Annotated in this window: 25 protein-coding genes; 9 read left to right on the forward strand and 16 right to left on the reverse strand. The window is 65.4% G+C overall.

The annotated features are described in order from the left end of the window. Positions 1-300: 300 nt before the first annotated feature. Together EN853_RS29995 and EN853_RS30000 are read right to left on the reverse strand one after the other, a co-directional pair. Complete coding sequence (locus tag EN853_RS29995) at positions 301-756, reverse strand: cyclic nucleotide-binding domain-containing protein (RefSeq protein ID WP_127862628.1); 456 nt, start codon at positions 754-756, stop codon at positions 301-303. A gap of 187 nt (positions 757-943) precedes the next feature. After that, positions 944-1,627: a response regulator transcription factor gene (locus EN853_RS30000; RefSeq protein ID WP_040974579.1), complete on the reverse strand. Its 684-nt coding sequence runs from the start codon at positions 1,625-1,627 to the stop codon at positions 944-946. A gap of 122 nt (positions 1,628-1,749) precedes the next feature. On the opposite strand from EN853_RS30000, the gene EN853_RS30005 reads away from it, so the two are divergent. Further along, positions 1,750-2,307 (forward strand): L,D-transpeptidase, encoded by a 558-nt coding sequence (locus tag EN853_RS30005; RefSeq protein WP_167524653.1) that lies wholly within the window; start codon positions 1,750-1,752, stop codon positions 2,305-2,307. Positions 2,308-2,378: 71 nt separating this feature from the next. On the opposite strand, the gene EN853_RS30010 is transcribed toward EN853_RS30005, so the two are convergent. Further along, entirely contained in the window at positions 2,379-2,636 is a 258-nt protein-coding gene (locus EN853_RS30010) for a hypothetical protein (RefSeq protein WP_127862630.1), read from the reverse strand. Between the two features lie 133 nt (positions 2,637-2,769). On the opposite strand from EN853_RS30010, the gene gcvA reads away from it, so the two are divergent. Next, on the forward strand, positions 2,770-3,696 hold the full coding sequence (gene gcvA, locus EN853_RS30015) for a transcriptional regulator GcvA (RefSeq protein WP_127862631.1): 927 nt from the start codon (positions 2,770-2,772) through the stop codon (positions 3,694-3,696). 37 nt (positions 3,697-3,733) lie between these two features. On the opposite strand, the gene EN853_RS30020 is transcribed toward gcvA, so the two are convergent. The 6 genes from EN853_RS30020 to tsaD form a co-directional block, all read right to left on the reverse strand. Continuing rightward, positions 3,734-4,159 carry a DUF1761 domain-containing protein gene (locus EN853_RS30020; protein WP_127862632.1) on the reverse strand — a complete coding sequence of 142 codons (426 nt, stop codon included), beginning with the start codon at positions 4,157-4,159 and terminating at the stop codon, positions 3,734-3,736. A gap of 49 nt (positions 4,160-4,208) precedes the next feature. Next, positions 4,209-4,922, reverse strand: coding sequence for a methyltransferase (locus tag EN853_RS30025; RefSeq protein WP_189343922.1), 714 nt, complete (start codon positions 4,920-4,922; stop codon positions 4,209-4,211). Further along, entirely contained in the window at positions 4,877-5,302 is a 426-nt protein-coding gene (locus EN853_RS30030; RefSeq protein ID WP_127862634.1) for an EVE domain-containing protein, read from the reverse strand. Before EN853_RS30030 ends, EN853_RS30025 begins: the two co-directional genes overlap by 46 nt. A 108-nt stretch (positions 5,303-5,410) precedes the next feature. Next, a complete protein-coding gene (locus tag EN853_RS30035) occupies positions 5,411-5,707 on the reverse strand; it encodes a YciI-like protein (protein ID WP_127862635.1) in 297 nt (98 codons plus the stop codon). Between the two features lie 18 nt (positions 5,708-5,725). Then, the gene (locus EN853_RS30040) at positions 5,726-6,745 is read right to left on the reverse strand and encodes an NAD(P)H-dependent glycerol-3-phosphate dehydrogenase (protein WP_127862636.1); all 1,020 of its coding nucleotides are present in this window, start codon (positions 6,743-6,745) and stop codon (positions 5,726-5,728) included. Beyond that, positions 6,742-7,827 (reverse strand): tRNA (adenosine(37)-N6)-threonylcarbamoyltransferase complex transferase subunit TsaD, encoded by a 1,086-nt coding sequence (gene tsaD, locus EN853_RS30045; protein ID WP_189343923.1) that lies wholly within the window; start codon positions 7,825-7,827, stop codon positions 6,742-6,744. The genes EN853_RS30040 and tsaD overlap by 4 nt, the downstream gene beginning before the upstream one ends. 100 nt (positions 7,828-7,927) lie before the next feature. Between tsaD and hemC the strand changes: the two genes are divergently transcribed. The 7 genes from hemC to EN853_RS30080 all read left to right on the forward strand — a co-directional run bounded on the left by hemC (position 7,928) and on the right by EN853_RS30080 (position 15,093). Next, positions 7,928-8,851, forward strand: a complete 924-nt coding sequence (hemC, locus tag EN853_RS30050) for a hydroxymethylbilane synthase (protein WP_127862638.1) — start codon at positions 7,928-7,930, stop codon at positions 8,849-8,851. A 1-nt stretch (position 8,852) separates the two neighbouring features. Then, positions 8,853-9,566: a uroporphyrinogen-III synthase gene (locus tag EN853_RS30055; protein WP_127862639.1), complete on the forward strand. Its 714-nt coding sequence runs from the start codon at positions 8,853-8,855 to the stop codon at positions 9,564-9,566. Positions 9,567-9,671: 105 nt separating this feature from the next. After that, a complete protein-coding gene (locus tag EN853_RS30060; RefSeq protein ID WP_127862640.1) occupies positions 9,672-11,132 on the forward strand; it encodes a mitofilin family membrane protein in 1,461 nt (486 codons plus the stop codon). A 10-nt stretch (positions 11,133-11,142) separates the two neighbouring features. Further along, positions 11,143-12,711 (forward strand): heme biosynthesis protein HemY, encoded by a 1,569-nt coding sequence (locus tag EN853_RS30065; protein ID WP_127862641.1) that lies wholly within the window; start codon positions 11,143-11,145, stop codon positions 12,709-12,711. Between the two features lie 32 nt (positions 12,712-12,743). Further along, a complete protein-coding gene (locus EN853_RS30070; RefSeq protein WP_127862642.1) occupies positions 12,744-13,220 on the forward strand; it encodes a TerB family tellurite resistance protein in 477 nt (158 codons plus the stop codon). Positions 13,221-13,234: 14 nt separating this feature from the next. Next, complete coding sequence (locus EN853_RS30075; RefSeq protein WP_127862643.1) at positions 13,235-13,951, forward strand: glutamine amidotransferase; 717 nt, start codon at positions 13,235-13,237, stop codon at positions 13,949-13,951. Between the two features lie 248 nt (positions 13,952-14,199). Beyond that, positions 14,200-15,093, forward strand: coding sequence for an acetylserotonin O-methyltransferase (locus EN853_RS30080; RefSeq protein WP_245517232.1), 894 nt, complete (start codon positions 14,200-14,202; stop codon positions 15,091-15,093). A gap of 329 nt (positions 15,094-15,422) precedes the next feature. On the opposite strand, the gene EN853_RS30085 is transcribed toward EN853_RS30080, so the two are convergent. From EN853_RS30085 to gnd, 7 genes are all read right to left on the reverse strand, one after another. Continuing rightward, positions 15,423-16,097 carry a peroxiredoxin-like family protein gene (locus EN853_RS30085; protein WP_127862644.1) on the reverse strand — a complete coding sequence of 225 codons (675 nt, stop codon included), beginning with the start codon at positions 16,095-16,097 and terminating at the stop codon, positions 15,423-15,425. Positions 16,098-16,418: 321 nt separating this feature from the next. After that, entirely contained in the window at positions 16,419-17,657 is a 1,239-nt protein-coding gene (locus EN853_RS30090) for an MFS transporter (protein ID WP_127862645.1), read from the reverse strand. 157 nt (positions 17,658-17,814) lie between these two features. Then, positions 17,815-18,915, reverse strand: coding sequence for a pyridoxal phosphate-dependent aminotransferase (locus EN853_RS30095; protein ID WP_127862646.1), 1,101 nt, complete (start codon positions 18,913-18,915; stop codon positions 17,815-17,817). A gap of 145 nt (positions 18,916-19,060) precedes the next feature. Further along, entirely contained in the window at positions 19,061-19,522 is a 462-nt protein-coding gene (locus tag EN853_RS30100; protein WP_127862647.1) for a MucR family transcriptional regulator, read from the reverse strand. 188 nt (positions 19,523-19,710) lie between these two features. Continuing rightward, positions 19,711-20,415, reverse strand: coding sequence for an ROK family protein (locus EN853_RS30105; RefSeq protein ID WP_127862648.1), 705 nt, complete (start codon positions 20,413-20,415; stop codon positions 19,711-19,713). 16 nt (positions 20,416-20,431) lie between these two features. After that, complete coding sequence (gene zwf, locus EN853_RS30110) at positions 20,432-21,808, reverse strand: glucose-6-phosphate dehydrogenase (protein ID WP_127862649.1); 1,377 nt, start codon at positions 21,806-21,808, stop codon at positions 20,432-20,434. A 13-nt stretch (positions 21,809-21,821) separates the two neighbouring features. Next, positions 21,822-22,835, reverse strand: a complete 1,014-nt coding sequence (gene gnd / locus EN853_RS30115; protein WP_127862650.1) for a phosphogluconate dehydrogenase (NAD(+)-dependent, decarboxylating) — start codon at positions 22,833-22,835, stop codon at positions 21,822-21,824. Positions 22,836-22,840: the final 5 nt, after the last annotated feature.

The following is a 22,840-nucleotide window of genomic DNA, read 5'->3' on the forward strand; positions in this document are numbered from 1 at the left end:
ACCGACCTTGCGGCCCGCTCCGGCTCCAAGAAACTCGCCATCATCGCCGTCGCAAGGAAGCTCCTGGTCGTCCTCAACGCCATCATTCGAGATAAAACAGCTTTCGCATGAACACAGTTGCCATGCCGTTACCTATGCCGAAGAATGCAGCGCTCCCAGAACAGAGCGCGAACCCAGGGTCGGTCGGTCAGGAAACCCTGCAACGCAGCAAAGCATCAACATCACGGAATGGATTCTAGGTCTGCGCGCGTCGCTTCGCTCCTCGAGTGACGAACCCGCCATTGAGCCGTCTCTCGCGCGTCACCCTGTAAAGCGCGGCGCGAGTTCCTCGATGCGGGCGATCATCTGCTGGAATTCTTCCAGGATGCGCTCATGCAGCTGCACCGCCAGTTCCGGATATTCCTCCAGGATGCGACGGAACATCTTGCGGCTGAGACGGATGACTTCCGAATCGGCCGCGGCAGAGGCGCTGGTCAAACGTCTGGTGTCGGCGATCAGGGCGAGCTCGCTGAGCATGGCGCCCGGGCCGGCCGTGCCGATCGGGACGCGCTCGCCGCCCTGCTCGCGGTAGAGCGCGATCAAGCCGCTGACCACGACATAGGCCGAGTCGGCCTCGTCATCCTCGAGATAGAGCTTGCGTTCCGCCTGCAGGAAGGTGTTTTCCGCGCCGAAGGCGAGCAGGCGCAACTGTTCCTGCGTGAAGCCCTGAAAGAGCTTCACGGCGGACAGGATGCGGATGTCGTCATCCAGCGCCATCCTAGCTGTGTCCCCGAGCGGTCAGTGCAGTCCCTCCTTTGGAGCGTCGCGTCCCTCCGGACGCGCGCACTCCAACCTTCCAATCACGCATCGTGCGATGCGTCCAGCGAGCCGATCCATCACCCTCCAGCACCAGGATCGTACCCGAAGCGGTCCCGCCCAACCGCTCATTTAGATCATGAAATGTTTAAGGAACCAGCTTGTAGCCGCCGCTTTCTGTCACAAGAATTTCGGCATTGGAAGGATCGCGCTCGATCTTCTGGCGCAGCCGGTAGACATGGGTCTCCAGCGTATGTGTGGTGACGCCGGAATTGTAACCCCACACCTCTTCCAGGAGCACGTCGCGCGTTACCACTTTCTGGTCGGCGCGGTAGAGATATTTGATGATCGAGGCCTCCTTTTCGGTCAGCCTGACCTTGGCGCCGCGCGGATCGATCAGAAGCTTCTGGCTCGGCTTGAACGTGTAGGGGCCGACCGAGAAGGTGGCGTCCTCGCTCTGCTCGTGCTGGCGCAGTTGCGCACGGATGCGGGCCAGGAGCACCGCGAAGCGGAACGGCTTGGTGACGTAGTCGTTGGCGCCGGCCTCGAGACCCAGGATCGTGTCGGAATCGGTGTCGTGGCCGGTCAGCATGATGATCGGCGCCTTATAGCCGCCTTTGCGCAGGATCTTCACCGCCTCGCGGCCATCCATGTCGGGCAAGCCGACGTCCATGATCAGCAGGTCGACGAGGCCGCCGCGTGCCGCGGCGACGCCTTTTGCGGCGGTGGATTCCTGCTGGACGTCGAATTCTTCGTAAAGGGCCAGTTGCTCGACGAGGGTGGCTCGCAGATCGTCGTCGTCGTCAACGATCAGAATGGTGCGTGATGTCATGATCAATCCGTTGTTTTAAAAAGAATATTCAGTTGACCTCCCCCCATTTATGCGGAAGCTCACCGGCGCAACAGCCGATCACAGTGATTTGTTCCGTGACACAATCATACAAGAAAAAACGCGTGCGCAATGAGGCAGGCGCATTTTTGCCGAAAGGCCTGCGTGTCCTGGTGGTCCGCGCGAGGCCAGGCAACCCTGCGCAGGGGTTCCTGCAGGCCGGCAAAACGGTGTTTCCCTGCGCGTTGGGGCGCAGCGGAATCTCCGCCGGCAAGCGTGAGGGCGATGGCGCGACGCCGCTGGCCGCGATGCGGATACTGTCGGGGTATTTTCGCAACGACCAGTTTCCCGGTGGGCGCCGGACGAGGCTGGCGATGGCGCCGATCGGGCCGGACCTCGGCTGGTGCGAGGTGCCGGACGACCGCAACTACAACCGGCCGGTCAAGATCCCTTATGGCGCCAGCCATGAACGGATGCGGCGCGGCGATCGCCTCTACGACGTGTGCCTGGTGCTGGACTGGAACATCGCGCCGCGCCGGCGCGGGCGCGGCAGCGCGATCTTCTTCCATCTCGCGCGCCCCGGCTTCACGCCGACGCAGGGCTGCGTGGCCGTGACAGCCCGCACCATGGCGAGGCTGCTGCCGCTGCTGTCGGACCGGACGGTGGTGAGGGTGGTGAGGTAAGTGAGGATTGGGCAGTAGGGCAGTAGGGCAGTTGGGCAGTAGGGGCTGTCTTTCCTTACTGCCTTTCTCCCTCAATTCCGTCGCGGATGCTGCCAACCCGTGTCCAGCAGTCCGATCCGGCCGAGGTTCCGATCCACCGCCCTTGCCACGTCCCGGCGCTCGGCGCCGATGTCACGCAGCAGATCGTCAGAGAGTTCCTCGATGGACTCGTGGGGAAGCCGGGCGGCGACCCTCGCCTGGCGCAGCCAATCGACTGCTGAACGCAGCCAAAGGGCGGCGCCGGAGCGGGATTTCACGGCGGTGCGGGACTTCAGAACGATCTCAGACATGGCTCTATCCGTGTTCTCCGGACATCAAATCCGGTTTGATAGTGTTTCGATGCTGCAATCATGACGGATTGAAAAATAAACGGGAAACGAGTAGTTCTTGTTCGATCATCAAGTTTTATTTGGAGGTCATCCGATGGCCCGCCTGCTGCCCGGAACGCGCGCGCTGAGGACGTTCGAGGCGGCGGCCAGGCACCTCAATTTCACCCGCGCCGCCGACGAGCTGGGTCTGACGCCGGCGGCGGTCAGCCACCAGATCAAGGAAATCGAGGATCAGCTCGATCTGGTGCTGTTCACGCGCACCAGCCGCACCATCCGGCTGACGGAGGCGGGCACCGTCCTCTTCGAGGCTTCGATCGATGCGCTGGACCTGCTCAATCGCGCCGTCACCCGCGCGCGCAAGATGACCAGAGGCACGGCGCTGCTGAAGATCACGCTGGACGCGCAGTTCGCGACCAAATGGCTGATGCGACGGGTCGACGATTTTCGTAAGCAGCGGCCGGGCATCGAACTCCGCTTCGACATCACCTCCAAGCTGCGCGAGTTCGATCGCGATGATGTCGATGTCGGCATCCGTTTCGGCGCCGGCAAATATCCGGGCCTATGCGCGAACCGGCTGTTCGAAAACGTCATCATTCCCGTTTGCAGCCCCGCTCTGCTGCGGGCCGGGCCGCCGCTGAAGGAGCCGCGCGACCTCTTCCGTCACACGCTCGCCCATATCGAATGGGCCCGCCAGGGCATCACATGGCCGAACTGGCGCATGTGGATGGCGGCGGCCGGCGTCGACGATTTCGACGACAGCCGGACGATCGTGTTCGACACCTCGACGGATGTCGTCCAGGCGGCGCTCGACGGCATTGCCGTCGCGCTCGCCGATTTCGCCATGGTCGCCAACGATCTGTCACAAGGGCGGCTCATCCGCCCGTTCGAGCTCGGCATCAAGGTCGCGCCGGAATTCGCCTATTTCCTGGTCTATCCGGAAGCGATGAAGGACGACGCGCGCATAGCCGCTTTCCGCGAATGGCTTCTCGACGAGGTCGCGAAAGACGGAGAGGCGGAGTAGCGATGCTGCGGATCGCTCCGCACCTTCTGAAGTCGCTTTAGCCCGCAGGAGCCGCGGGTGCGCCAAACCAGCCGATCACCACGCCGATGATGATGAGCACACCCAGCCAATGGCCGGCGTCGATCAGCGTCAGGTCCCAGCCGAAACCTTCAAAGCGGTGATTGACCGAAAGCGTGGTGGCGACGAAGCCCAGCCAGAGAACGAATCCGAAGATCACACCAGCAAGCGGATTGGGCTCGCCACCGGTGATCGCGCCGACCACCAGCGTCATGACCAGCGCCATGATCAGCTCGGCGATGAAGCTGATGATGAACGGAGCGACCGAGCGCTTCATGGTTGCCGGGTCGAGCTTTGCCGCTCTGAGCCAAGGCTTGCTCAAGCCCGTATACCAGACAGCGCCGAACAGCCACGCCAAGACGGCGGCGACGATCACCGCCAGCCAGTTCACCGTTGAAAAATCCATGAGTGCCCTCCCGAATGGCAGCCGATGGAATCCCTGTTCGCCCGCGGCGTCAAGCGGGGAGAGCGGCACTCCACCGCCAGACGGTCGTGCGCTTGACCTCGGCATCCTCCAGCACGCGCGTCACCGGCACCTGGTAGACGGCGAGCGATCGCAGCCCCTTCTTCGGCAGGTAGGCGCGGCCGGGGTCGCCGACGAGGACGTCGGCGCCGCGCGCCGCGAGCGTCGTGAACCACGGCATCAGCCTGTCCGCCAGCGGCTTGTCGTAGAAGACGTCGCCGGCAAGCACGACATCCCAGCCGCCGTCCGTATCGATGCAGTCCGCATCCAGGAATTCGGCCTTCACGCTGTTGGCTTCCAGGTTGAGCGCGATCACCGTCTCGCAAAAGGGGTCGATATCGGCGGCAGTCACGTGTGCTGCGCCGGCCTTCAAGGCAGCGATGGCAACCATGCCGGAGCCTGAGGCGAAGTCGAGCACGCGTTTGCCCCGCACCGTCGCCGGGTGGTCGAGCACATAGCGGGCGATGCCCTGGCCGCCGGCCCAGGCGAAGGCCCAGAAGGGCGGCGGCAGGCCGATCTCGGCCAGTTCCTCCTCGGTGCGCAGCCACAGATCATGCGCCTCGTCGGCAAGATGCAGCAGCACTTCCGGCACATGCGGCGGCGCCATCAGCGCCGTGTTGTCGAGGATGAATTTCCTTGCGTTTTTCGGAGTGAGCCTGGTCACGGCGCCGGGTTGAGATCGGCCATGCGGCAGACCTCTTTCCATTCGGCCGGCGTCACCGGCTGCACGGAAAGCCGGCCAAGGCGCACAAGCGCCATGTCGGCCAGCTTCGGATTGGCCTTGACCTGTTCCAGCGTCACTGGCATCGGCACGTCCTTGAAAGCGCGGATGTCGACGCATTCCCAGCGCGGGTCGTCGGTGGTGGTGTCAGGGTGGGCAAGCGCGCAGACCTCGGCGATGCCGACGATGTCGAGCCCCTCGTTGGAGTGGTAGAAGAAGCCGAGATCGCCGATCTTCATGGCCTTCATGTTGTTGCGGGCGGCATAGTTGCGCACGCCGTCCCACTGCGTGCCGGCCTTGCCTTTCGCCTTCAGCGCCTCGAAGGAAAAGACCGAGGGTTCGGATTTGAACAGCCAGTAGTTCATCTCAGTTTGTCCCATTGCCATTGTCGGATCGCCACGCACGGCGCGCTCGCGCTCTCCAACCTTTACCCTTTCCCCGTTGTCACGGGGAGGGGGAGCGCAAGCGAGCAATCATGCGCCGGCAGGCTTCTGGAACACCCAGTTCCATGCCCGGATTTCGACGCTCTCGAACAGGCCGGCCCTGGCATAGGGATCGGCGGCAGCCAGGGCTTGCGCCCCGGCCATGTCAGGCGCTTCGATCATCACCAGGCTGCCGTCCGGCTTGCCATCGGCATCGAGGAAGGGGCCGGCAAAGGCAAGCCTGCCTTCGCTGATCAGGCCTTCCAGGAACGCCGCATGCGCCGGCCGCGTGTCGACGCGCAGCTGCAGGCTGCCGGGCTTGTCCTTGCAAATCAACGCGAACAGCATGTCTTTAACTCCGAGGGTTCAGATGTCGGTTTCGGTTTTCAGCGGCCGTGTCATCAGCGCCGTCACGGCCTGGCCGATGGTCACCTTGCCGTCGAGGATGGCGGCAACGGCCGAAATGATCGGCGCCTCAATACCGCGCTCGGCGGCGATGCGGGCGGCGATGCCCGCCGTCGGCACGCCTTCGGCGAGGGGCAGGCCGGCAAGCGGCTTGCCCTGGCCCAGCGCCAGGCCATAGGCGAAATTGCGCGACTGCGCCGAGGAGCAGGTGAGCAGAAGGTCGCCAAGGCCGGAAAGCCCCATCAGGGTTTCCGGCCGGGCGCCGAAAGCGGCGCCGATGCGGCGCAATTCGACGAAGCCGCGCGTCACCATGGCGGCCTGGGCGCTGGCGCCGAGCCCGGCGCCGATGACTGCCCCGGCGGCGATGGCAAAGACGTTCTTCAGCGCGCCGCCGATCTCGACGCCGATCAGGTCGTCGCTGGAATAGCAGCGCAGGTTCTCGGCTGAAAAGCGCGCGGCAAGCTCCGCCGCAAGATCGCCGTCGCGGGCGGCTATCACCACCGCCGTCGGCAGGCCGCGCGCGACGTCGCTGGCAAAGCTCGGACCGGAAAGTGCGGCGACCGGATTGTCCGGCAGGCTTTCCTCGACGATCGCCGACAGCAGCGCTCCAGTGCCGCGCTCGATACCCTTGGCGCAGAGGACCAGCGGCGCGCCCTTCGGCACATGACCGCGGGCCGTGGCCAACGCCGCGCGCAGCGACTGCGCCGGCGTCACCGCCAGCACGCAGTCGGCGCTGTCGAGCGCGGCGTGGATATCGCTGGTGGCGACGATGCCGGGCTCGATCGCGATGCCGGGCAGATAGCGCGGGTTTTCACCGCGGCCGATCGCGGCCACGGTCTCGTTGTCGCGCGCATAAAGGCGCACCTCATGGCCGGCGCGCAGCATGGCCAGCGCCAGCGCCGTGCCCCAGGCGCCACCGCCCAGCACCGCGACGCGCCATCCGCTGGCAGGTCTCTTGCCGCTCATGCTTTTCCTGGTCATGCCTTGGCCCCGCGCCGGCCCGAGCCGACCAGGGGGGCGGAAACACTGTCCAGCGGCCAGCGCGAGCGCGGCACGAAGTCGGCGGCGTTCTCGCCGGCCATTCCGGCGCGCAGCCGCTCGATGCCGGCCCAGGCAATCATCGCCGCATTGTCGGTGCAGAGCTTTTGCGGGGGTGCCACGAAGGCGAAGCCGGCTTCCGAGCAAAGCGCTTCAAGCGTGCCCTTGATCGTCCGGTTGGCGGCCACCCCGCCGGCGACGACCAGCGCCGGCCTTGCCGTGTCGGGAAATTCCTGGCGAAAGCGCGCAAGCGCCCGCGCGACGCGGTCGCCCAGCGCATCGGCCACCGCCGCCTGGAAGGAGGCGCAGATGTCGGCGACGTCCTGGTCGCTCAGCGGCGCGATCGCCGTCGCGGCCTGGCGCACGGCGGTCTTCAGGCCCGAGAACGAGAAATCCGGCTGCGCCGAGCCCTTCATCGGTCGCGGGAAGACAAAGCGGCCCGCGTCGCCTGACACCGCCGCCTTCTCGACATTCGGGCCGCCCGGATAGGGCAGGCCGAGCATCTTGGCCGTCTTGTCGAAGGCCTCGCCCAGTGCATCGTCGATTGTGGTTGCCCAGCGCTGGTAGTCGCCGACGCCGCGCACGGCAACGATCTGGGTGTGGCCGCCGGAGACGAGCAAGAGCAGATAGGGAAAATCGAGCCCGTCGGTCAGCCGGGCTGTCAGCGCATGGCCTTCAAGGTGATTGACGGCGATCAGCGGCTTGTTGGCGGCGGCGGCGATCGCCTTGGCGGTCATCAGGCCGACGATCAGCCCGCCGACGAGGCCCGGTCCGGCCGTCGCGGCAACGGCGTCGACCTCGTCCAGCGACACGGCCGAATCGGCCAGCGCCGCCTCGACGATGCCGTCCAGCGCCTCGACATGGGCGCGCGCGGCGATCTCGGGCACGACGCCGCCGAAAGCCGCGTGCTCCTCGATCTGGCTGAGCACGATGTTGGACAGGATTTCGGGCGCGGCGACGCCGTCCAGCGCCACCACGCTGGCCGCCGTCTCGTCGCAGCTCGTCTCAATGCCCAGAACGCGGATCAATTCGTCGCTATCCTCGAAGATTGTGTCTGCGGCTATTCCTATATAGGACAAGGCCGGTCAGGCTTGGCCTGCCGGGGGTTATCACGGACCGCGCGCCATGCAAACTTTGAAAATCGGAACACGCGGCAGCCCGCTGGCGCTCGCCCAGGCGCATGAGACGCGGGCGCGGCTGATGAAGGCGCACGGCCTTCCCGAACAGGCGTTCGAAGTGGTGCCCATCTCGACCAGCGGCGACCGCATCCAGGACAGGCCGCTGTCGGAAGCCGGCGGCAAGGGCCTGTTCACCAAGGAAATCGAGGAAGCGCTGCTCGACGGCCGCATCGACATCGCCGTGCATTCCTCCAAGGACATGCCGACGGTGCTGCCCGATGGGCTGGAACTCTCCACCTTCCTGCCGCGCGAGGATGCGCGCGACGCCTTTATCGGCAAGACCGCGAAGCGGCTCGCGGACCTGCCGCACGGCGCCAGGGTTGGGTCGTCGTCGCTGCGGCGCCAGGCGCTGATCCGCCGGATGCGGCCGGATTTCGAGGTGGTGATGTTCCGCGGCAATGTGCAGACAAGACTGCGCAAGCTGGACGAGGGCGTCGCCGAAGGCACCATCCTCGCCTATGCCGGGCTGAAGCGGCTTGGGCTCGAAAGCGTCGTCACCGACCTGATGCCGCTGGACGTCTTCCCGCCGGCGCCGGGGCAGGGCGCGATCGGCATCGAAAGCCGCGTCGGCGATGGCGCGGTGGCAAAGACGCTCGCGGCCATCCACGACGTGCCGACCGGCCAGGCATTGGCCTGCGAACGCGCCTTCCTCGCCGCGCTCGACGGCTCGTGCCGAACGCCGATCGCCGGCCACGCGACGATATCGGGCGAAAAACTGTCTTTCGCCGGGCTGATCATCTCTCCCGACGGCACCGAAGCGCATGAGGTCAAGCTGGACGGCAGGGCTGACGACGCGGCGGAAATAGGCGCGGAAGCCGCGCGGACGGTGCGTGCCAAAGCCGGCGCCAAATTCTTCGACGGCTGGGCCTGACATGGTCCGCGTCCTGGTGACGAGACCGGAGCCGGGCGCGTCACGCACGGCACGGCGGCTCGAAGCCCAGGGATTTCAACCCATTCTGCTGCCGCTGACCGAAACGGCGGCGCTGCCGGTCGAGGCAAGCTCATTCCCCGCCGCGGCCGCGGTCGCCGTGACCAGCGCCAATGCGGTTCGTCACGCGCCCGGGGAGCTCGTCGCAGCACTTGTCGCCTTGCCTTGCCATGCCGTCGGGAAAAGGACGGCCGAGGCCTGCCGTGCGGCCGGGTTCACGTCCGTCTCTGACGGTCCGGGCGATGCCGAGGCGCTGGCCGGTGCGTTAGCCGACGAACTCGCCGGCAAGGAAATTGTCTATCTTTGCGGCCGTGTGCGCTTCCCGGCGTTCGAGGAGCGGCTGGCGGCGGCCGGGGCGCATGTCCGACCTGTCGAGACCTACGACACGGTCGAAGTGGACTACAGCGGTGCCGATGTCATTGCCCGTTCGTCGGGCATGCCGGCCGAGGCGGTGCTGCTCTATTCGGCCAAGGCAGCCTCTGCGATGACCCACCTCGCTCAGCGTCCATCGCTGAAGCATCTCTTTGAAAATACGGAGTTTTTGGTCCTTTCAGCCCGTGTCGCCGAGGCATTGGGCGAAGTTGGCGGGCAGAAGGTCCGCATTGCCGCCCAACCCGACGAGGACGCGCTGCTGGCGCTTTTGTCGCTGCCGCGCTGAGCCGCGTCATCACACCGCCCCTTTTCACCGCTTGGTGATGTGCTAGAGCATCCATGAGCTCTAGACCCTTTGAACCATCCTCAAGCCAATTTGCGGAGCCCAAGCATGGTCAAGACGCCGAAGACGCGACATTCGAAGAGTCGCCGCGACCCGGTGACGATCGAACTCGAGCCCGGCGCCGTCTCGCGAATCACCGGCGAGGATGCCGCCGTGGCCGAGGACAATGCGGCCGAGACAGATACGGCGAAGGCGGCCGGCTCTCAACCGGAAGCCCCGGACGAGCCGATCCATGCCGAACAGACCGACATCGAGCCGTGGGAACATGCCGATGCGGCGCAGGGCACGGCGGGCGAGCCCGAGGCCAAGGGAATGGACGAGGCGGAAGCGCCTTATCCAGATGGCTCGGCGGCTCCGAAGAGCGAGCCAAAAGGCTTCGGCTACGATTTCGAAGATGCATCCCAGACCAAGGCCAGCTCCGCCGCCTCGGCGCCCAAGCCGAGCGAGACCCGAAACAACGATTCCGGATCGACGGCTTCCAGGCGCTCCGGCGTCAACACCATCGCCGCCGGCCTTATCGGCGGTGTGGTCGCCCTCGCCGGCGCCGGCCTGCTGCAGGCGGTCGGCCTGCTTGGTTCGCCGGCCTCGAACGGAGCGTCGCTCGATGGCGTCAATGGCGAGATCGCATCGCTGAAGAGCGAGATTGCGGCGCTCAAACAGACGGGCGATGCCGGCGCCTCGGCCAAGGTCGATGGCTTGTCGTCGGCGCTCGACCAGGTGAAGTCGGATATCGCGGCGCTGAAATCGTCGGCCGGGCAGGGCGGCGACAGCACCGCGCTCAAGGCACTCAACGACAAGGTCGGCCAGATCGAGACGGCGGTCGCCGACCTGCAGAAGGCCGGAAGTACCGCTACCGTCGATCTCGGCCCGCTCAACGAGAAGCTCGCCGGGCTCGACGCGCTGGTCAAATCGGCCGGCGAGGCGGCGAAGGCCGCGGACGGCCGGATCGCGGCGCTGGAACAGTCAGTGCAGCAGCTTTCCGGCAAGGTCGACGCGCAGGCCTCGCAGCCGAAGATCGCGCTGGCGATTGCCGCCTCGGCGCTGAAGGCAGCGCTCGACCGCGGCGCGCCATTCGCCACCGAGCTCGACACTTTCGCGGCGATCGCGCCGGACGCGCCGGAGATCGCGGTGCTGCGGTCCTATGCCGAGAAAGGCGTGCCGACCCGCGCTACGATCGCCTCCGAGATCGAAGCGGCGGCCAGCGCCATGGTCGATGCGGCGACGCCCGTCGACCAGAATGCCGGTTTCTTCCAGAGCCTGGTGTCGAGCGCCGAATCGCTGGTCAAGGTGCGGCCGGTGGGCGCCGTCGAAGGCAAGGGCGCGCCGGAAACCGTGGCGCGCATGGAAGTGGCGGTCAACCAGGGCGACTACGCCAAGGCGCTCAGCGAATACGACACGCTGCCCGACGCGGCCAAGACGGCCGGCGCCGATTTTGCCGGCAAACTGAAAGCGCGGCTCGAGGTCGAAAAGCAGATCGATGCGCTGATTGCCGGCGCTACGAAGGCGTGAGGACCGTCCGATGATCCGTATCCTCATCTTCCTCGCCGTCGTCTTCGGGCTGGGGCTCGGCTTTGCCTGGCTGGCCGACCGTCCGGGCGAAATGATCGTCACCTTCAACGGCTACCAGTACCAGGTCACCTTGATGGTGGCGGCGGTGGCGATCGTCGCCGTGGTCGCGGCGGTGATGATTGTCTGGTGGCTGATCAAGGCGCTGTGGAACAGCCCCTACACGATCTCGCGCTATTTCCGCGTGCGGCGCCGCGATCGCGGCTATCAGGCGCTGTCGACGGGCATGATCGCGGCCGGCGCCGGCGACGGCGCGCTGGCGCGCAAGAAGACCAAGGAAGCCGCCAAGCTGATCAACTCCGACCAGGAGCCGCTGATCAACCTGCTCGACGCGCAGGCCTCGCTGCTCGAAGGCGACCATGAAGGCGCGCGGGAAAAGTTCGAGCGCATGCTGGACGATCCGGAAATGCGGCTGCTCGGCCTGCGTGGGCTCTATCTCGAAGCCGAGCGGCTGGGCGACCGCAACGCCGCGCGCCATTATGCGGGTCGCGCCGCGGCGGTGGCGCCCCAGCTCGCCTGGGCGGCGGAATCGACGCTCGAGGAACTGACGGAGCGCGGCGACTGGGACGGCGCGCTGAAGCTGGTCGAGGCGCAGAAATCGACCCGGCAGATCGAGCGCGACGCCGCCAACCGCCGCCGCGCCGTCCTGCTCACGGCCAAGGCGCAGGCGCTGGTCGACAGCGACCCGAATGCCGCCCGGACCGCCGCTGTCGAAGCCAACAAGCTGGCGCCCGACTTCGCGCCGGCGGCGGTCGTCGCGGCCGATCTGCTGTTCAAGCAAAACGATGTGCGCAAGGGTTCCAAGATCCTGGAGACGGCCTGGCGGGCGGAGCCGCATCCGGACATTGCCGAGCTCTACACCCATGCCAGGCCGGGCGATGCCGTGCTCGATCGGCTCAACCGGGCGAAAAAGCTGCAGGAAATGAAGAAGAACCACGCGGAATCGTCGATGGCCGTGGCGCGCGCCGCGCTCGACGCGCAGGATTTCGCGACCGCCAGGCGCGAGGCGGAGGCCGCAATCCGCATGGATCGTCGCGAGGGCGCCTATCTGCTTCTGGCTGACATCGAGGAGGCCGAAACCGGCAACCAGGGCAAGGTCCGCCAGCTGCTGTCGAAGGCGGTGCGCGCGCCGCGCGATCCGGCCTGGGTCGCCGACGGCGTCGTCTCGGAGCGCTGGGCCCCGGTGTCGCCGGTCACCGGCAAGTTGGACGCCTTCACCTGGCGCGCGCCCATGGAGCGGCTCGGCCAGTTGATCGAGAGCGGCGCGGACGTCGCGGTGCCGGCAATTCCTGCCGCGCCGCCGGCCGTGCCGGCCGAGAAGGCGATCGACATTGTCTCCGATGTCCTTCCCGCAAAGCCGGTTGCCGAACAGTCGAACGGCATGGAGAAAGAAATCGCGGCCGCCTCGGGCGATGGCGCGGCCGTCGAGCAGGCATCGGAGCCGCCGCGCCTGCCGGACGATCCGGGCGTCGCGCCGGAAGACGAGGCGGAAAAATCGCCGCGCCGGTTTCGTTTGTTTTGAGGTCCGGTTTGGCGGACAGGGAAAAGGTGTCGATGTTCGAACGCGTATTGTCCATTCTGAGGGATTTGCCGGCTGGCGGGACCAAGCCGAACGCCGATGATCCACGCGTCGCGGCCTCGGCGCTGCTCTACCACGTGATGAACGCCGACGGCGTACGCCAGGATGTCGAGCGGGAGCGCTTCAAGGAGATCCTGGCCGAGACCTATTCGATCAGCGGCGAGGAGCTCGATGCGCTGGCTGCCGCCGGCGAGCGCGCCGACAACGAGGCGATCGATCTCTATGCCTTCACCAGCGTGCTCAAGCGCCATCTCGACGCCGAGGCGCGCAAGGCCTTCATCGGCCTGATGTGGGAGATCGTCTATGCCGACGGCGAGCTGCATGAGCTGGAAGACAACACCGTCTGGCGCGTCGCCGAACTGATCGGCGTCGAGCGCCAGGACCGGATCGAGGCGCGCCGCAAGGCGGCGGCCGAAGCGCCCGGCGCGCGCGGAACGTCGAGCGACGAATAGGACTTCGCCTGCCCATGCCAGCCAGACCGAGGCCGAGACCCAGAATCCTGATCGTGCTGCATCAGGAGACTTCGAGCCCGGGCCGCGTCGGCCACATGCTTCTGGAAGAAGGCTTCGATCTCGACATCCGCCGGCCGCCGCTCGGCGAAGAGTTGCCCTCTACGCTGGACGACCACGCCGGTGCGGTGATCTTCGGCGGGCCTATGAGCGCGAACGACTCCGATGAGTTCGTCCGCCGCGAGACCGACTGGCTCGAAATCCCGCTCAAGGAAAACCGGCCCTTTCTCGGCATCTGCCTCGGCGCGCAGATGCTTGCCAACCATCTCGGCGGCAAGGTCGACGGACATGACGAAGGGCTGGTCGAGATCGGCTGGTATCCGCTGAAGGCGACCGAGGCCGGCAGGAAGCTGCTGCACTGGCCGGAGATGGTCTACCAGTTCCACCGCGAGGGCTTTTCGCTGCCGAAGGAGGCGACGCTGCTGGCGACGGCCGAGACCTATCCCAACCAGGCTTTTCGCTACGGCGAGAACGCCTGGGGCATCCAGTTCCATGGCGAGCTGACCAGGGTGATGATGCAGCGCTGGGTGGTGCGCGGCGCGCATCGCTTCGAGCTGCCGGGCGCGCAGCCCGGCCGCGACCATCTTGGCGGCCGGCTGATCTGGGACATGCACCTCAAGCGCTGGCTGGGCGAGTTTTTGGGCCTGATCTTCGGCAAGCCGGCGGCGGGGTAGAAACGAGCCCAACGGCTCCAGGCAGCTGAGTTCAACCGGAATCAGACCTGCGTCTCGAGCATGGCGAATGGCCGCTTTCCGCCCGCGTGCCGGCCGTTCGAGGCGGCGACAGACATTCTCAGACGCCGACGTTCGTTCAGCTTTGTCAGGAGCATTCATTACGTTGTCTTCACTTTCCGGAGAGCCGACGTTCTAATCTTCCGGGAGTTGCTCCAAAGCCGGTCCTGGATCGCGGAAGGGGATGTGACGTGGCGGAATCCGATCGGATCGACGAGCTGATCGCAGCGGTGCCCCACGCCTTGGCGCTTCGAGCCGGGCTGGACCTTGGCATCTTCACCCGGCTCGGTGGCAGCGCAGCGACTGCCGACAGCCTTGGGGCCGCGCTCGAAGTCGAGGCAGCTCGTCTTTCGCGACTGCTCTACGCGCTCGCCAGCATCGGTCTCCTCGAAGTCAAGGATGGGGAATTTCGCAACAGTGCCGAGGCGTCGGCCTTCCTCGACTCCTCCAGGCCGACCTATCGCGGCGGCGATCATGCGCTCCTGCGCGAGCTTTGGGGAGCCGACCTGCTGACTGCGGACTCGTTGCGGCAGAACCGGCCGGCTGCGCTGCACGATTTTTCCGAAGCTGGGCCCGAGTCGGCGGCGGCCTTCAGCCGTATGCTGGCGCCGGGCGGGGTGATTTTCGGCCGCCATCTGGGCCGCGAGATGGACCTCTCCGCGATCGGTTCGGTGATCGACATCGGCGGGGGCGCCGGGACCATTCTCGTTGGACTTCGCGAGCGGTGGCCGCATATCGCGGCGACGCTGATGGAACTCCCGACGGTCGCGGCCGTCGCGCCAGCCATCCTGTCGGAATACGGTGCCGACGACGTGGTTGTCGAAGCGGGGGACATCACTGTCGCGCCATCGATCCATCGGCACGATCTGGCTGTACTGAAAGCCGTCGTCCAGGTCCTTCCGCCGGACCAGGCACGCAGGTCGATCCTGAACGCGGCGCGTTGCCTCACACCCGGAGGCGAGATCGCAATTGCGGGGTGGGGTGTCGTCGATGACGACCGCCTCGGTCCGCCTGAAGGTGTCTTTCTCAACCTCACCTTCTTGAACCTCTACCGCCACGGCGAATCGTACACCGAAGGTCAGTAAACCGAGGCCGGATTACGGGATATCTCCAGGTCGCGCCTGACGGACGGCAGCACGTTGTTTCGCGCGCGCCTCGCGGGCTGATCGCGCCTGAGTGGTTGGTTTCGCCGCGACGACGCCGCCGATCACCACCGCCGGCACGCGGACGCCGCTCGGCTCGCGCTGGTTAGCAAGGCGGCTGGACCACTTCGCGCAATCCTGCGCCTAGAGCGTGTCAGCGATTCAGAGAATCGCCGAACCGCTCTAAGTATTTGTTTTTACGCAATTCCGGACGGAAAACCGTTACACACTTTTCCTGGAATTGCTTTAGCCCCACCACCCGAAGGTGCGCCTTACCTTGCGATTTGTGATGCTGCCGACATCAGCTCCTGAGTGTTCGGGGCACCGAATAGGCCGCCATCGAGTACCTCGTTGGAAGTCCAGCGAACGACACCATCACGGTCCAGCAAGAACTGACCGACGAGCTGCCCAACGCCGGTGGCCATCATCTGTTGATCCGCTTCGGTGATATCGTAGCTGTCCTTCTTGTTCAGATATTCGAGCGCCGCAAACGGGTCCATCGGTTCCGGCATCTCGCCCGGCAAGTCGACCCGCATCGACTTCACATCGCTCATCGAAACCTTTTGCGGCCATGCGCTCTCGTCTTCAGTGATCTGCATATTCGGCAATCCAAAGGCGCGGTGTGAAGTCCGTTCTGGATCGGATGCCGCGAGTAGGCCGAGCATCGGATGGTACCGCAGATAGAGGCGCGCCCGCTCGATGGGCGTGTTGACAACTGTCAGGTTCTCGATGCCCTTCTCGTTGAGGGCTGGGGTGAGTTGCGAAAGCATGGCGATATGGCGCCTGCAAAAAGGACAATGAAGACCTCGATACAGCCCAACCAGCACTGGTTTCTCGCCTCGGAAATCGTCGATGGCGATCTTGCCCTCGCGGGTAATCGCGTCGAGCACGACATTGGGCGCCATTTCGCCAGGTTGCAGCGGGCCTATGTTGAGACGTTCTGACATGCTGATCCATCCTCCCGGGTCAATTCACAACGGATGTGCGGGCGGGTGGCTTGAGCCCATGTGCGGCACATACGTCCTTGGGCATGCTGAAATGGCGGTCGACTTAGGTCGGCGTCGATAGTCCAATTATAGCACGGAGCGGGCGGACGCTAAGGCGATCTTACGCAGGGCAACGCTTTTACTAGATGGCGCTGGTGTCCGCTTTAGCCCGATTGCCGGCCTAAGCCCCGTAGATTGAACGTGCGATATGTCTAGATGCCGAAAGCTGCAGGTCTGCCGACGGCTCATATCGACCGGTGTCGGCGCAACCTCGGTGCCCAATCAGTTCCGGCTATTCAGGTGCCGCACCTGTCGCAGCGCCGGGAACAGCCAGGCCCACAGGCCGGCAACGGCGATGGCGCCGATGCCGCCTACCACGACCGCGGGCACCGTGCCAATCAGCGCCGCCATGGTGCCGGCGCGGAACTCGCCGACCTCGTTCGAGGCGCCGACGAAGACCTGGTTGACGGCATTGACGCGGCCGCGCACCTCGTCCGGCGTCCAGAGCTGGATCAGCGTCTCGCGGATATAGACGCTGAACATGTCGGTGGCGCCGAGCATGGCGAGGGCCACGATCGACAGCCAAGTGATGGTTGAAACGCCGAACAGCACGGTGACGGCGCCGAACAGGCCGACGAAGCCAAGCATGATCTTGCCGGCATGGTCGCGGATCGGGTGGCCGGCGAGCCAGACCGCGACGCCGATGGCGCCGATGCCGGGCGCCGAGCGCAGCAGGCCAAGGCCCCAGGGGCCAAGCTCCAGAATATCGCGCGCATAGACCGGCAGCAGCGCCGAGGCGCCGGATAGGAGCACGGCGAAGAGGTCGAGTGAGATGGCGCCGAGCACGATCTTCTCGCTCCAGATATAGCCGAAGCCGGCAAACAGCGTCTGCATGGTCGGCTTGTCGGTGGCGGTCTGCTGGGCGGGCTTCGGAATGGTGAAGATGAGCAGCGCCGCGACAAGCATCAGGATGGCCGCCGTGGCGTAGGCCACCTCCGCCGAGATGCCATAGAGCAGGCCGCCGGCGACCGGACCGACGATGGTCGCCGTCTGCCAGGCGGACGAGTTCCAGGCGATCGCGTTGGCGAAATCCTCGGCCGGCACCAGATTGGCGAACAGTGAGGACGAAGCCGGTCCGTAGAAGGCTCGTGCGATACCGAAGACGGCGAGTACGACAAAGATCGGCAGCGGGCCCGTCAGGCCGCGCAGCGTCAGGAACAGCAGCGCGAGCGCGCAGCCGCCCTCGACCAGTGACGACAATGTCATGATCAGGCGGCGGCCGAAGCGGTCGGCGACGACGCCGGTGACCAGCACCAGAAGCAGAGACGGCAGGAACTGGACGATGCCGACGATGCCGAGGTCGAAGGGGTCGCGGGTGAGGTCATAGACCTGCCAGCCGACCGCGACGGACACGATCATGGTCGCGAAAGTGGTGAGGAAGCGCGCCGTCCAGTAGCTCAGGAACGGCCGGTGACGGAAAGCGGCGTAGCGCTGTTCAGAGGAAACTGCTTCGGCGGTCATGGTTCAAAGGCCCCGTTGTGACGTCGGCCGGCGGGGCACTTCCACGATGGGCGCTGGTCCGGCGGCAAACCCTTAGCCCAGTTCGTTTCGTCGCGCGCGCAAAAAATCGGCGCTGGATGAAGGAAATTAGGATTTAGCGTCCGCGACGGTTGAAGCCTCAGCCTCTCAGCGCGGCTGAGATGGCCTCCAGCCCGCCGCGCAACTCAGCCTCTTTCGGCCAGCCGAAGCCGATGCGGAAGAAACGCTTCGGCATCTCGAACCAGTGGCCGGGGCCGACATAGGTGCCGTGCTCTTCCAGAAGCCTGGCGTAGAAGCGGTCGAGGTCGAAGCCGGCATCGACGTTCAGCCGTGGGAAGCCGACGACGCCACCTTGCGGCCGCACCCAGTCGACGAGCGGCTCGCCGTCGATCCAGGTTTGCACGATGTCGCGACGCTTCGCCATCTGCGGCAGCAGCGACGTGAGGAAGGCGTCGCGGCGCTCGAGCATGGCGCGTGCGATCGCCTCGTCGATGACGCTGCCGCAGATGCCGATCTGCTCCTTGGCGGCGAGGAACCTTTCCTGCATCTCCTTGTCGCTGGTGACCAGCCAGCCGATGCGGATGCCGGGAATGCCGAAGGCCTTGGACAGCGAGGAGACGCTGATGGCGCTCGCACTCAGCGAAGCCGCCGAAGGCAGCTTCTCGCCATAGGAAAGATCGCGATAGGTCTCGTCGACCAGCAGCCGGCAGCGCCGGCTCTCGGCGAGCCCGATCAAGGCATCGAGATCGGCGCGGCTCATCATGGTTCCGGTCGGGTTGTGCGGGCAGGTGACGCTGATCAGCCCGGTGTCCGGCCGCACCGCCGCCGCGACGCGACTGAGGTCGATTGCAAAGCCGTTGTCGAAATCGAGATCGACATAGCTGATGGCGCAGCCGATCGCCTTGGGCGTCTCGATGTTGGTGGCGTAGTTTGGCCGCACAACCACCAGATGGTCGTTGGCTGAAAGCAGCGAGGTAGCGACGATGAACAGCGCGCCGGCCGCTCCCGCGGTCACCAGCACGTCGTCGGCGGAGAGCCCTTTGTCCTGCGCGGCGATCAACGCGCGCAGTTCCTTCTCGCCGCGATGTTCGCCGTAGAACAAAGTGAGGTCTGGCAGCGACAGGCCGATGTCGGAAAGTTTTTGGTCGGCGATCGAGCTTTCGGAGAGATTGAAGCGGATGCGGTCGTAGCCGTATTCCTCCGGCGCTTCCTTCTCGATCACCATCCTCGCATAGTTCATGGCTCATCCCGAACAGCCTGTGCTGGTCTTATCCAAGCCACAAAAGCAGGAAGCCTGCCAAGGCGGATTCCTCGGCAGACTTCTTCAAACGATTGGTACAGGGGCGATTGGTACCGGGGCGATTGGTACAGGGGGCCGGTGTCGTTCAGGCCGGGGCTTTGGCCCTTCTTCCCCTGGCGGGCTTCACCGGCGCTTCCGCCTTGCGACCGAGGCCGATCGACTTGGCGAGTTCGGAGCGCGACGCCGCATAGTTGGGCGCGACCATAGGGTAATCGACCGGCAGGCCCCATTTGGCGCGATAGGCTTCCGGCGACAGCCCGAAATGCACGCCGATATGGCGCTTCAGCGATTTGAACTTCTTCCCGTCCTCGAGGCAGATTATGTAGTCCGGCGTCACCGAACGGCGGGGGTTGACGGCGGGGACGGGCGGAGGTGCAGGCGGCGCCAGCTGCTGGTTGAGGCCGCTGATCGAGGAGGCGACGCTGGCGATGAGCCCGCTCAGGTCCGAAGCGGGCAGCCGGTTCTTGGCGACATAGGCCGACACGATGTGAGCGGTGAGCTCGAGCAGGTCGACTTCTTCCTTTGCCGTGTTGGTGTCCTCGTCCACGTCATTCCTCCTCTATGCCGCATAGCCGCGAAAATCGGGATTGTAACAGAGCGCCGCCGCACCTTCGCGCCGGGGGTGACGCATGGTGCCGCAGGCCGGCGAATTCCTAGTCGGCAAATCGGCGCAGCGCAACGATCAGTCGCGCCATTACACGTTATTTTGAACAACTATACTGAAATGCAACAAGATCAGACGATTAGCGCCTTGTCGCGCCACAGTCGAAATCCGCCTTCAAAGGCGCGTGTGTTGTCGCCGCGCCTGGATTTCTCGGGCAATTCATCCAGCTTGTCGACATTGCCGCCGCCGATGACCACATAATCGGGCTGCAAGGCGGCGCGAAGCCTGTTTACAACGTCAAAAACGTATTTGCGCCATTTCTTCTTGCCGTGCTTTTCCAGGCCGCGTTCGCCGACATAATCCTCGAAGCTGCAGCCCTTCTTGTAGGGAAGGTGGGCCAGCTCCATCGGCTGTCCGACATGATCGAGGATCATTGCTGCGCCCAGCCCCGTGCCCAGGCCAAGGAACAGCATGCGGCCGCCCTCATAGCTGCCGATCGCCTGCAGCAACGCGTCGTTGACGACCTTGACCGGCTTGCCGAAGGCGCCGGCGAAGTCGTAGCCGTTCCAGCCCTTGCCGAGATTGAAGGGGTCCAGCGAAGGCCTATTGTCCCTGACCGGGCCCGGATAGCCCATCGAAATGACGTCGTAGTCCAGCCCCTCGGCCAGATTCTTCACCGAAGCGACCATCTGCTCGGGCGTCAGGTCCGGACCGGTGTCGGCGCGGCGGACCTCGCCGCCGGCGCTGGTGAGGATTTTCACGCGCGACCCGCCGAGGTCGATGGTGAGCACGATCTGCTCGCCGCCCGCCGCGGCCCGTTTTGCCGCCTTCGCCATAGCTACCTCCCGAAGACTATTTCGTCGGATTGATCCAGCCATTGGGCGGGCCGAAGCCGTCCATGGCATCGGCCGGCCCCCAGGTCCTTGGCGCGTAAATGGCGGGCGGCGTCGTGTCGCCAAGCACCGGCCCGACGATGCGCCACGCCAGCTCGGCCGCGTCCTGGCGGGTGAAGAGCTGGCCGTTGCCGTTCATGGCGTCGCCGATCAGCCGCTCATAGGGCGGCATGTCGCCTTTGGTGTCGTCGAGCGCGGTGAGTTCCACCTGCTCGCCGATCATGTCGTCGCCCGGCACCTTGCGCTGGGCGCCGATCGAGATCACCACCTGCGGGTCGATGCGGAAACGGACATAGTTGGCGTCGCCCGGCTTGATCGGATCGAAGACGTCGAGCGGCGGCCGCTTCAGCCGCACGATCACTTCGGTGGCATGCACCGGCATGTTCTTGCCGGCGCGGATGAAGAACGGCACGTCCTGCCAGCGCCAGGTGTCGACGAAGAAACGCACCGCCGCGAAGGTCTCGACCGGCGAGTTGGGCTTGACGCCAGGCTCCGCCAGATAGCCGTCGAACTGGCCGCGCACGACATCGTCCTTGGTCAAGGTGCGGATGGCGCGCAGCACCTGCACCTTCTCATCGATCAGGTCGTCGGCCGAGCGGCCGACAGGCGGTTCCATGGCTAGCAGCAAAAGGATGTTGAGCAGATGGTTCTCGATGACGTCGCGGATGCAGCCGACGTCGTCATAGAATTTGCCGCGACCTTCGATGCCGAAATCCTCGGCCATGGTGATCTGCACGCTTTCGACGAAATTGCGGTTCCAGATCGGCTCAAGGAAGGAGTTGGCGAAGCGGAAATAGAGCAGGTTCTGGATCGCTTCCTTGCCGAGATAGTGGTCGATGCGGAAGATCGACTGTTCGTCGAACACCAGATGCAGCACGCGGTTCAGCCAGCGCGCCGACTGCAGGTCGTGGCCGAAGGGCTTTTCCACCATCAGCCGCGCGCCGCGAGCGGTGCCGGATTGTTCGAGGCCCTGGACGACGGTTTCGAACATGGTCGGGGGAACTGCCATGTAGTGCAGCGGCCGCTGCGCCGGTCCGAGCGCCGTCCTCAGCTTCTCGAATGTGGCGCCGTCGCGGTAGTCGCCACTGACATAGCGCAGTTGCGAGGCGAGCTTGGCGAACACCTTGTCGTCGACGCTGCCCAGCGCGTTGACGATGCCATCGCGGGCACGGTCCACCAGCTTGGCGAGGTCCCAGGGGTCGAAGGCAACGCCGATCACCGGCTCGGTCAACGTTCCCTTGGCGACCATCTGGTGGAGCGCTGGAAAAATCTTCTTATGCGCAAGGTCGCCGGTGGCTCCGAAAAGCACCAGCGTGTCGGACCTGTCCTGGCTCATGCCGCCTCTCCCCTCACGCGCCGGTCTTCTGCTTCTCGATATGGCCGCCGAAGGCATAGCGCATGGCGGACAAAAGCTTGTCGGCGAAGGCGGATTCGCCCTGCGAGGAGAAGCGGTCGAACAACGCCGAGGAGAGGACGGGCGCCGGAACGCCGGTGTCGATCGCCGCCTTCAGCGTCCAGCGGCCTTCGCCGGAGTCCGACACCCGGCCGCCGAACTGCGTAAGCGTCGGGTCGCTTTTCAGCGCCCCGGCGGTTAGGTCGAGCAGCCAGGAGCCGATGACGCTGCCATGCCGCCAAACCTCGGCCACCTGGGCGAGGTCGATATCGAACTGGTAATATTGCGGGTTTTCCAGCGGGCTGGTCTCGGCGTCCGCCGTGCGGTCGCGTTTGCCGGCGTTGGCCGACTTCAGGATGTTGATGCCCTCGGCATAGGCGGCCATGACGCCGTATTCGATGCCGTTGTGCACCATCTTGACGAAATGGCCGGCGCCGCTCGGCCCGCAATGCAGATAGCCGAAGGTCGCGGATCCGGCGTCCTTCGGCGGATTGGAGCCCGGGTCGGCGCCTGGGGCCAGCGTGGCGAAGACCGTATCGAGGTGCTGCACCGCCTCGTCGGGGCCGCCGATCATCAGGCAGTAGCCGCGCTCCAGCCCCCAGACGCCGCCGCTTGTGCCGACGTCGACGAAGCTGATGCCCTTGACCGCCAGTTTCGCCGCCTGGTCGACAGCGTCGTGGTAATAGGAATTACCGCCGTCGATGATGATGTCGCCGGGCTCCATCAGCGCTGCCACCTGGTCGACGATCCTGCCGGTGATCGCCGCCGGCAGCATCAGCCAGGCGCAGCGCGGCTTGGCCAGCTTGGCGACGAACTCTTCCAGCGCGGCGGCGCCGATGGCGCCGTCCTTGACCAGGGCGGCGACGCTTGCCGAATTGATGTCGTAGACGACGCATTCGTGGCCGTCGCGCATCAGGCGGCGCACCATGTTGGCGCCCATCCTGCCCAATCCCATCATTCCGATCTGCATGGTGT

Origin of the sequence: Mesorhizobium sp. M1C.F.Ca.ET.210.01.1.1, assembly GCF_004791585.1 — a bacterium.
Taxonomy (GTDB): Bacteria; Pseudomonadota; Alphaproteobacteria; order Rhizobiales; family Rhizobiaceae; genus Mesorhizobium.

Excerpts from the sequence above, each read along its gene's own strand:
- EN853_RS29995 (WP_127862628.1), bottom strand. The coding sequence starts at position 756 with ATGGCGCTGGATGACGACATCCGCATCCTGTCCGCCGTGAAGCTCTTT.
- EN853_RS30000 (WP_040974579.1), bottom strand. The coding sequence starts at position 1,627 with ATGACATCACGCACCATTCTGATCGTTGACGACGACGACGATCTGCGA.
- EN853_RS30010 (WP_127862630.1), bottom strand. The coding sequence starts at position 2,636 with ATGTCTGAGATCGTTCTGAAGTCCCGCACCGCCGTGAAATCCCGCTCC.
- gcvA (WP_127862631.1), top strand. The coding sequence starts at position 2,770 with ATGGCCCGCCTGCTGCCCGGAACGCGCGCGCTGAGGACGTTCGAGGCG.
- EN853_RS30020 (WP_127862632.1), bottom strand. The coding sequence starts at position 4,159 with ATGGATTTTTCAACGGTGAACTGGCTGGCGGTGATCGTCGCCGCCGTC.
- EN853_RS30025 (WP_189343922.1), bottom strand. The coding sequence starts at position 4,922 with ATGGAAAGAGGTCTGCCGCATGGCCGATCTCAACCCGGCGCCGTGACC.
- EN853_RS30030 (WP_127862634.1), bottom strand. The coding sequence starts at position 5,302 with ATGAACTACTGGCTGTTCAAATCCGAACCCTCGGTCTTTTCCTTCGAG.
- EN853_RS30035 (WP_127862635.1), bottom strand. The coding sequence starts at position 5,707 with ATGCTGTTCGCGTTGATTTGCAAGGACAAGCCCGGCAGCCTGCAGCTG.
- EN853_RS30040 (WP_127862636.1), bottom strand. The coding sequence starts at position 6,745 with ATGACCAGGAAAAGCATGAGCGGCAAGAGACCTGCCAGCGGATGGCGC.
- hemC (WP_127862638.1), top strand. The coding sequence starts at position 7,928 with ATGCAAACTTTGAAAATCGGAACACGCGGCAGCCCGCTGGCGCTCGCC.
- EN853_RS30055 (WP_127862639.1), top strand. The coding sequence starts at position 8,853 with ATGGTCCGCGTCCTGGTGACGAGACCGGAGCCGGGCGCGTCACGCACG.
- EN853_RS30060 (WP_127862640.1), top strand. The coding sequence starts at position 9,672 with ATGGTCAAGACGCCGAAGACGCGACATTCGAAGAGTCGCCGCGACCCG.
- EN853_RS30065 (WP_127862641.1), top strand. The coding sequence starts at position 11,143 with ATGATCCGTATCCTCATCTTCCTCGCCGTCGTCTTCGGGCTGGGGCTC.
- EN853_RS30070 (WP_127862642.1), top strand. The coding sequence starts at position 12,744 with ATGTTCGAACGCGTATTGTCCATTCTGAGGGATTTGCCGGCTGGCGGG.
- EN853_RS30075 (WP_127862643.1), top strand. The coding sequence starts at position 13,235 with ATGCCAGCCAGACCGAGGCCGAGACCCAGAATCCTGATCGTGCTGCAT.
- EN853_RS30085 (WP_127862644.1), bottom strand. The coding sequence starts at position 16,097 with ATGTCAGAACGTCTCAACATAGGCCCGCTGCAACCTGGCGAAATGGCG.
- EN853_RS30090 (WP_127862645.1), bottom strand. The coding sequence starts at position 17,657 with ATGACCGCCGAAGCAGTTTCCTCTGAACAGCGCTACGCCGCTTTCCGT.
- EN853_RS30095 (WP_127862646.1), bottom strand. The coding sequence starts at position 18,915 with ATGAACTATGCGAGGATGGTGATCGAGAAGGAAGCGCCGGAGGAATAC.
- EN853_RS30105 (WP_127862648.1), bottom strand. The coding sequence starts at position 20,415 with ATGGCGAAGGCGGCAAAACGGGCCGCGGCGGGCGGCGAGCAGATCGTG.
- zwf (WP_127862649.1), bottom strand. The coding sequence starts at position 21,808 with ATGAGCCAGGACAGGTCCGACACGCTGGTGCTTTTCGGAGCCACCGGC.
- gnd (WP_127862650.1), bottom strand. The coding sequence starts at position 22,835 with ATGCAGATCGGAATGATGGGATTGGGCAGGATGGGCGCCAACATGGTG.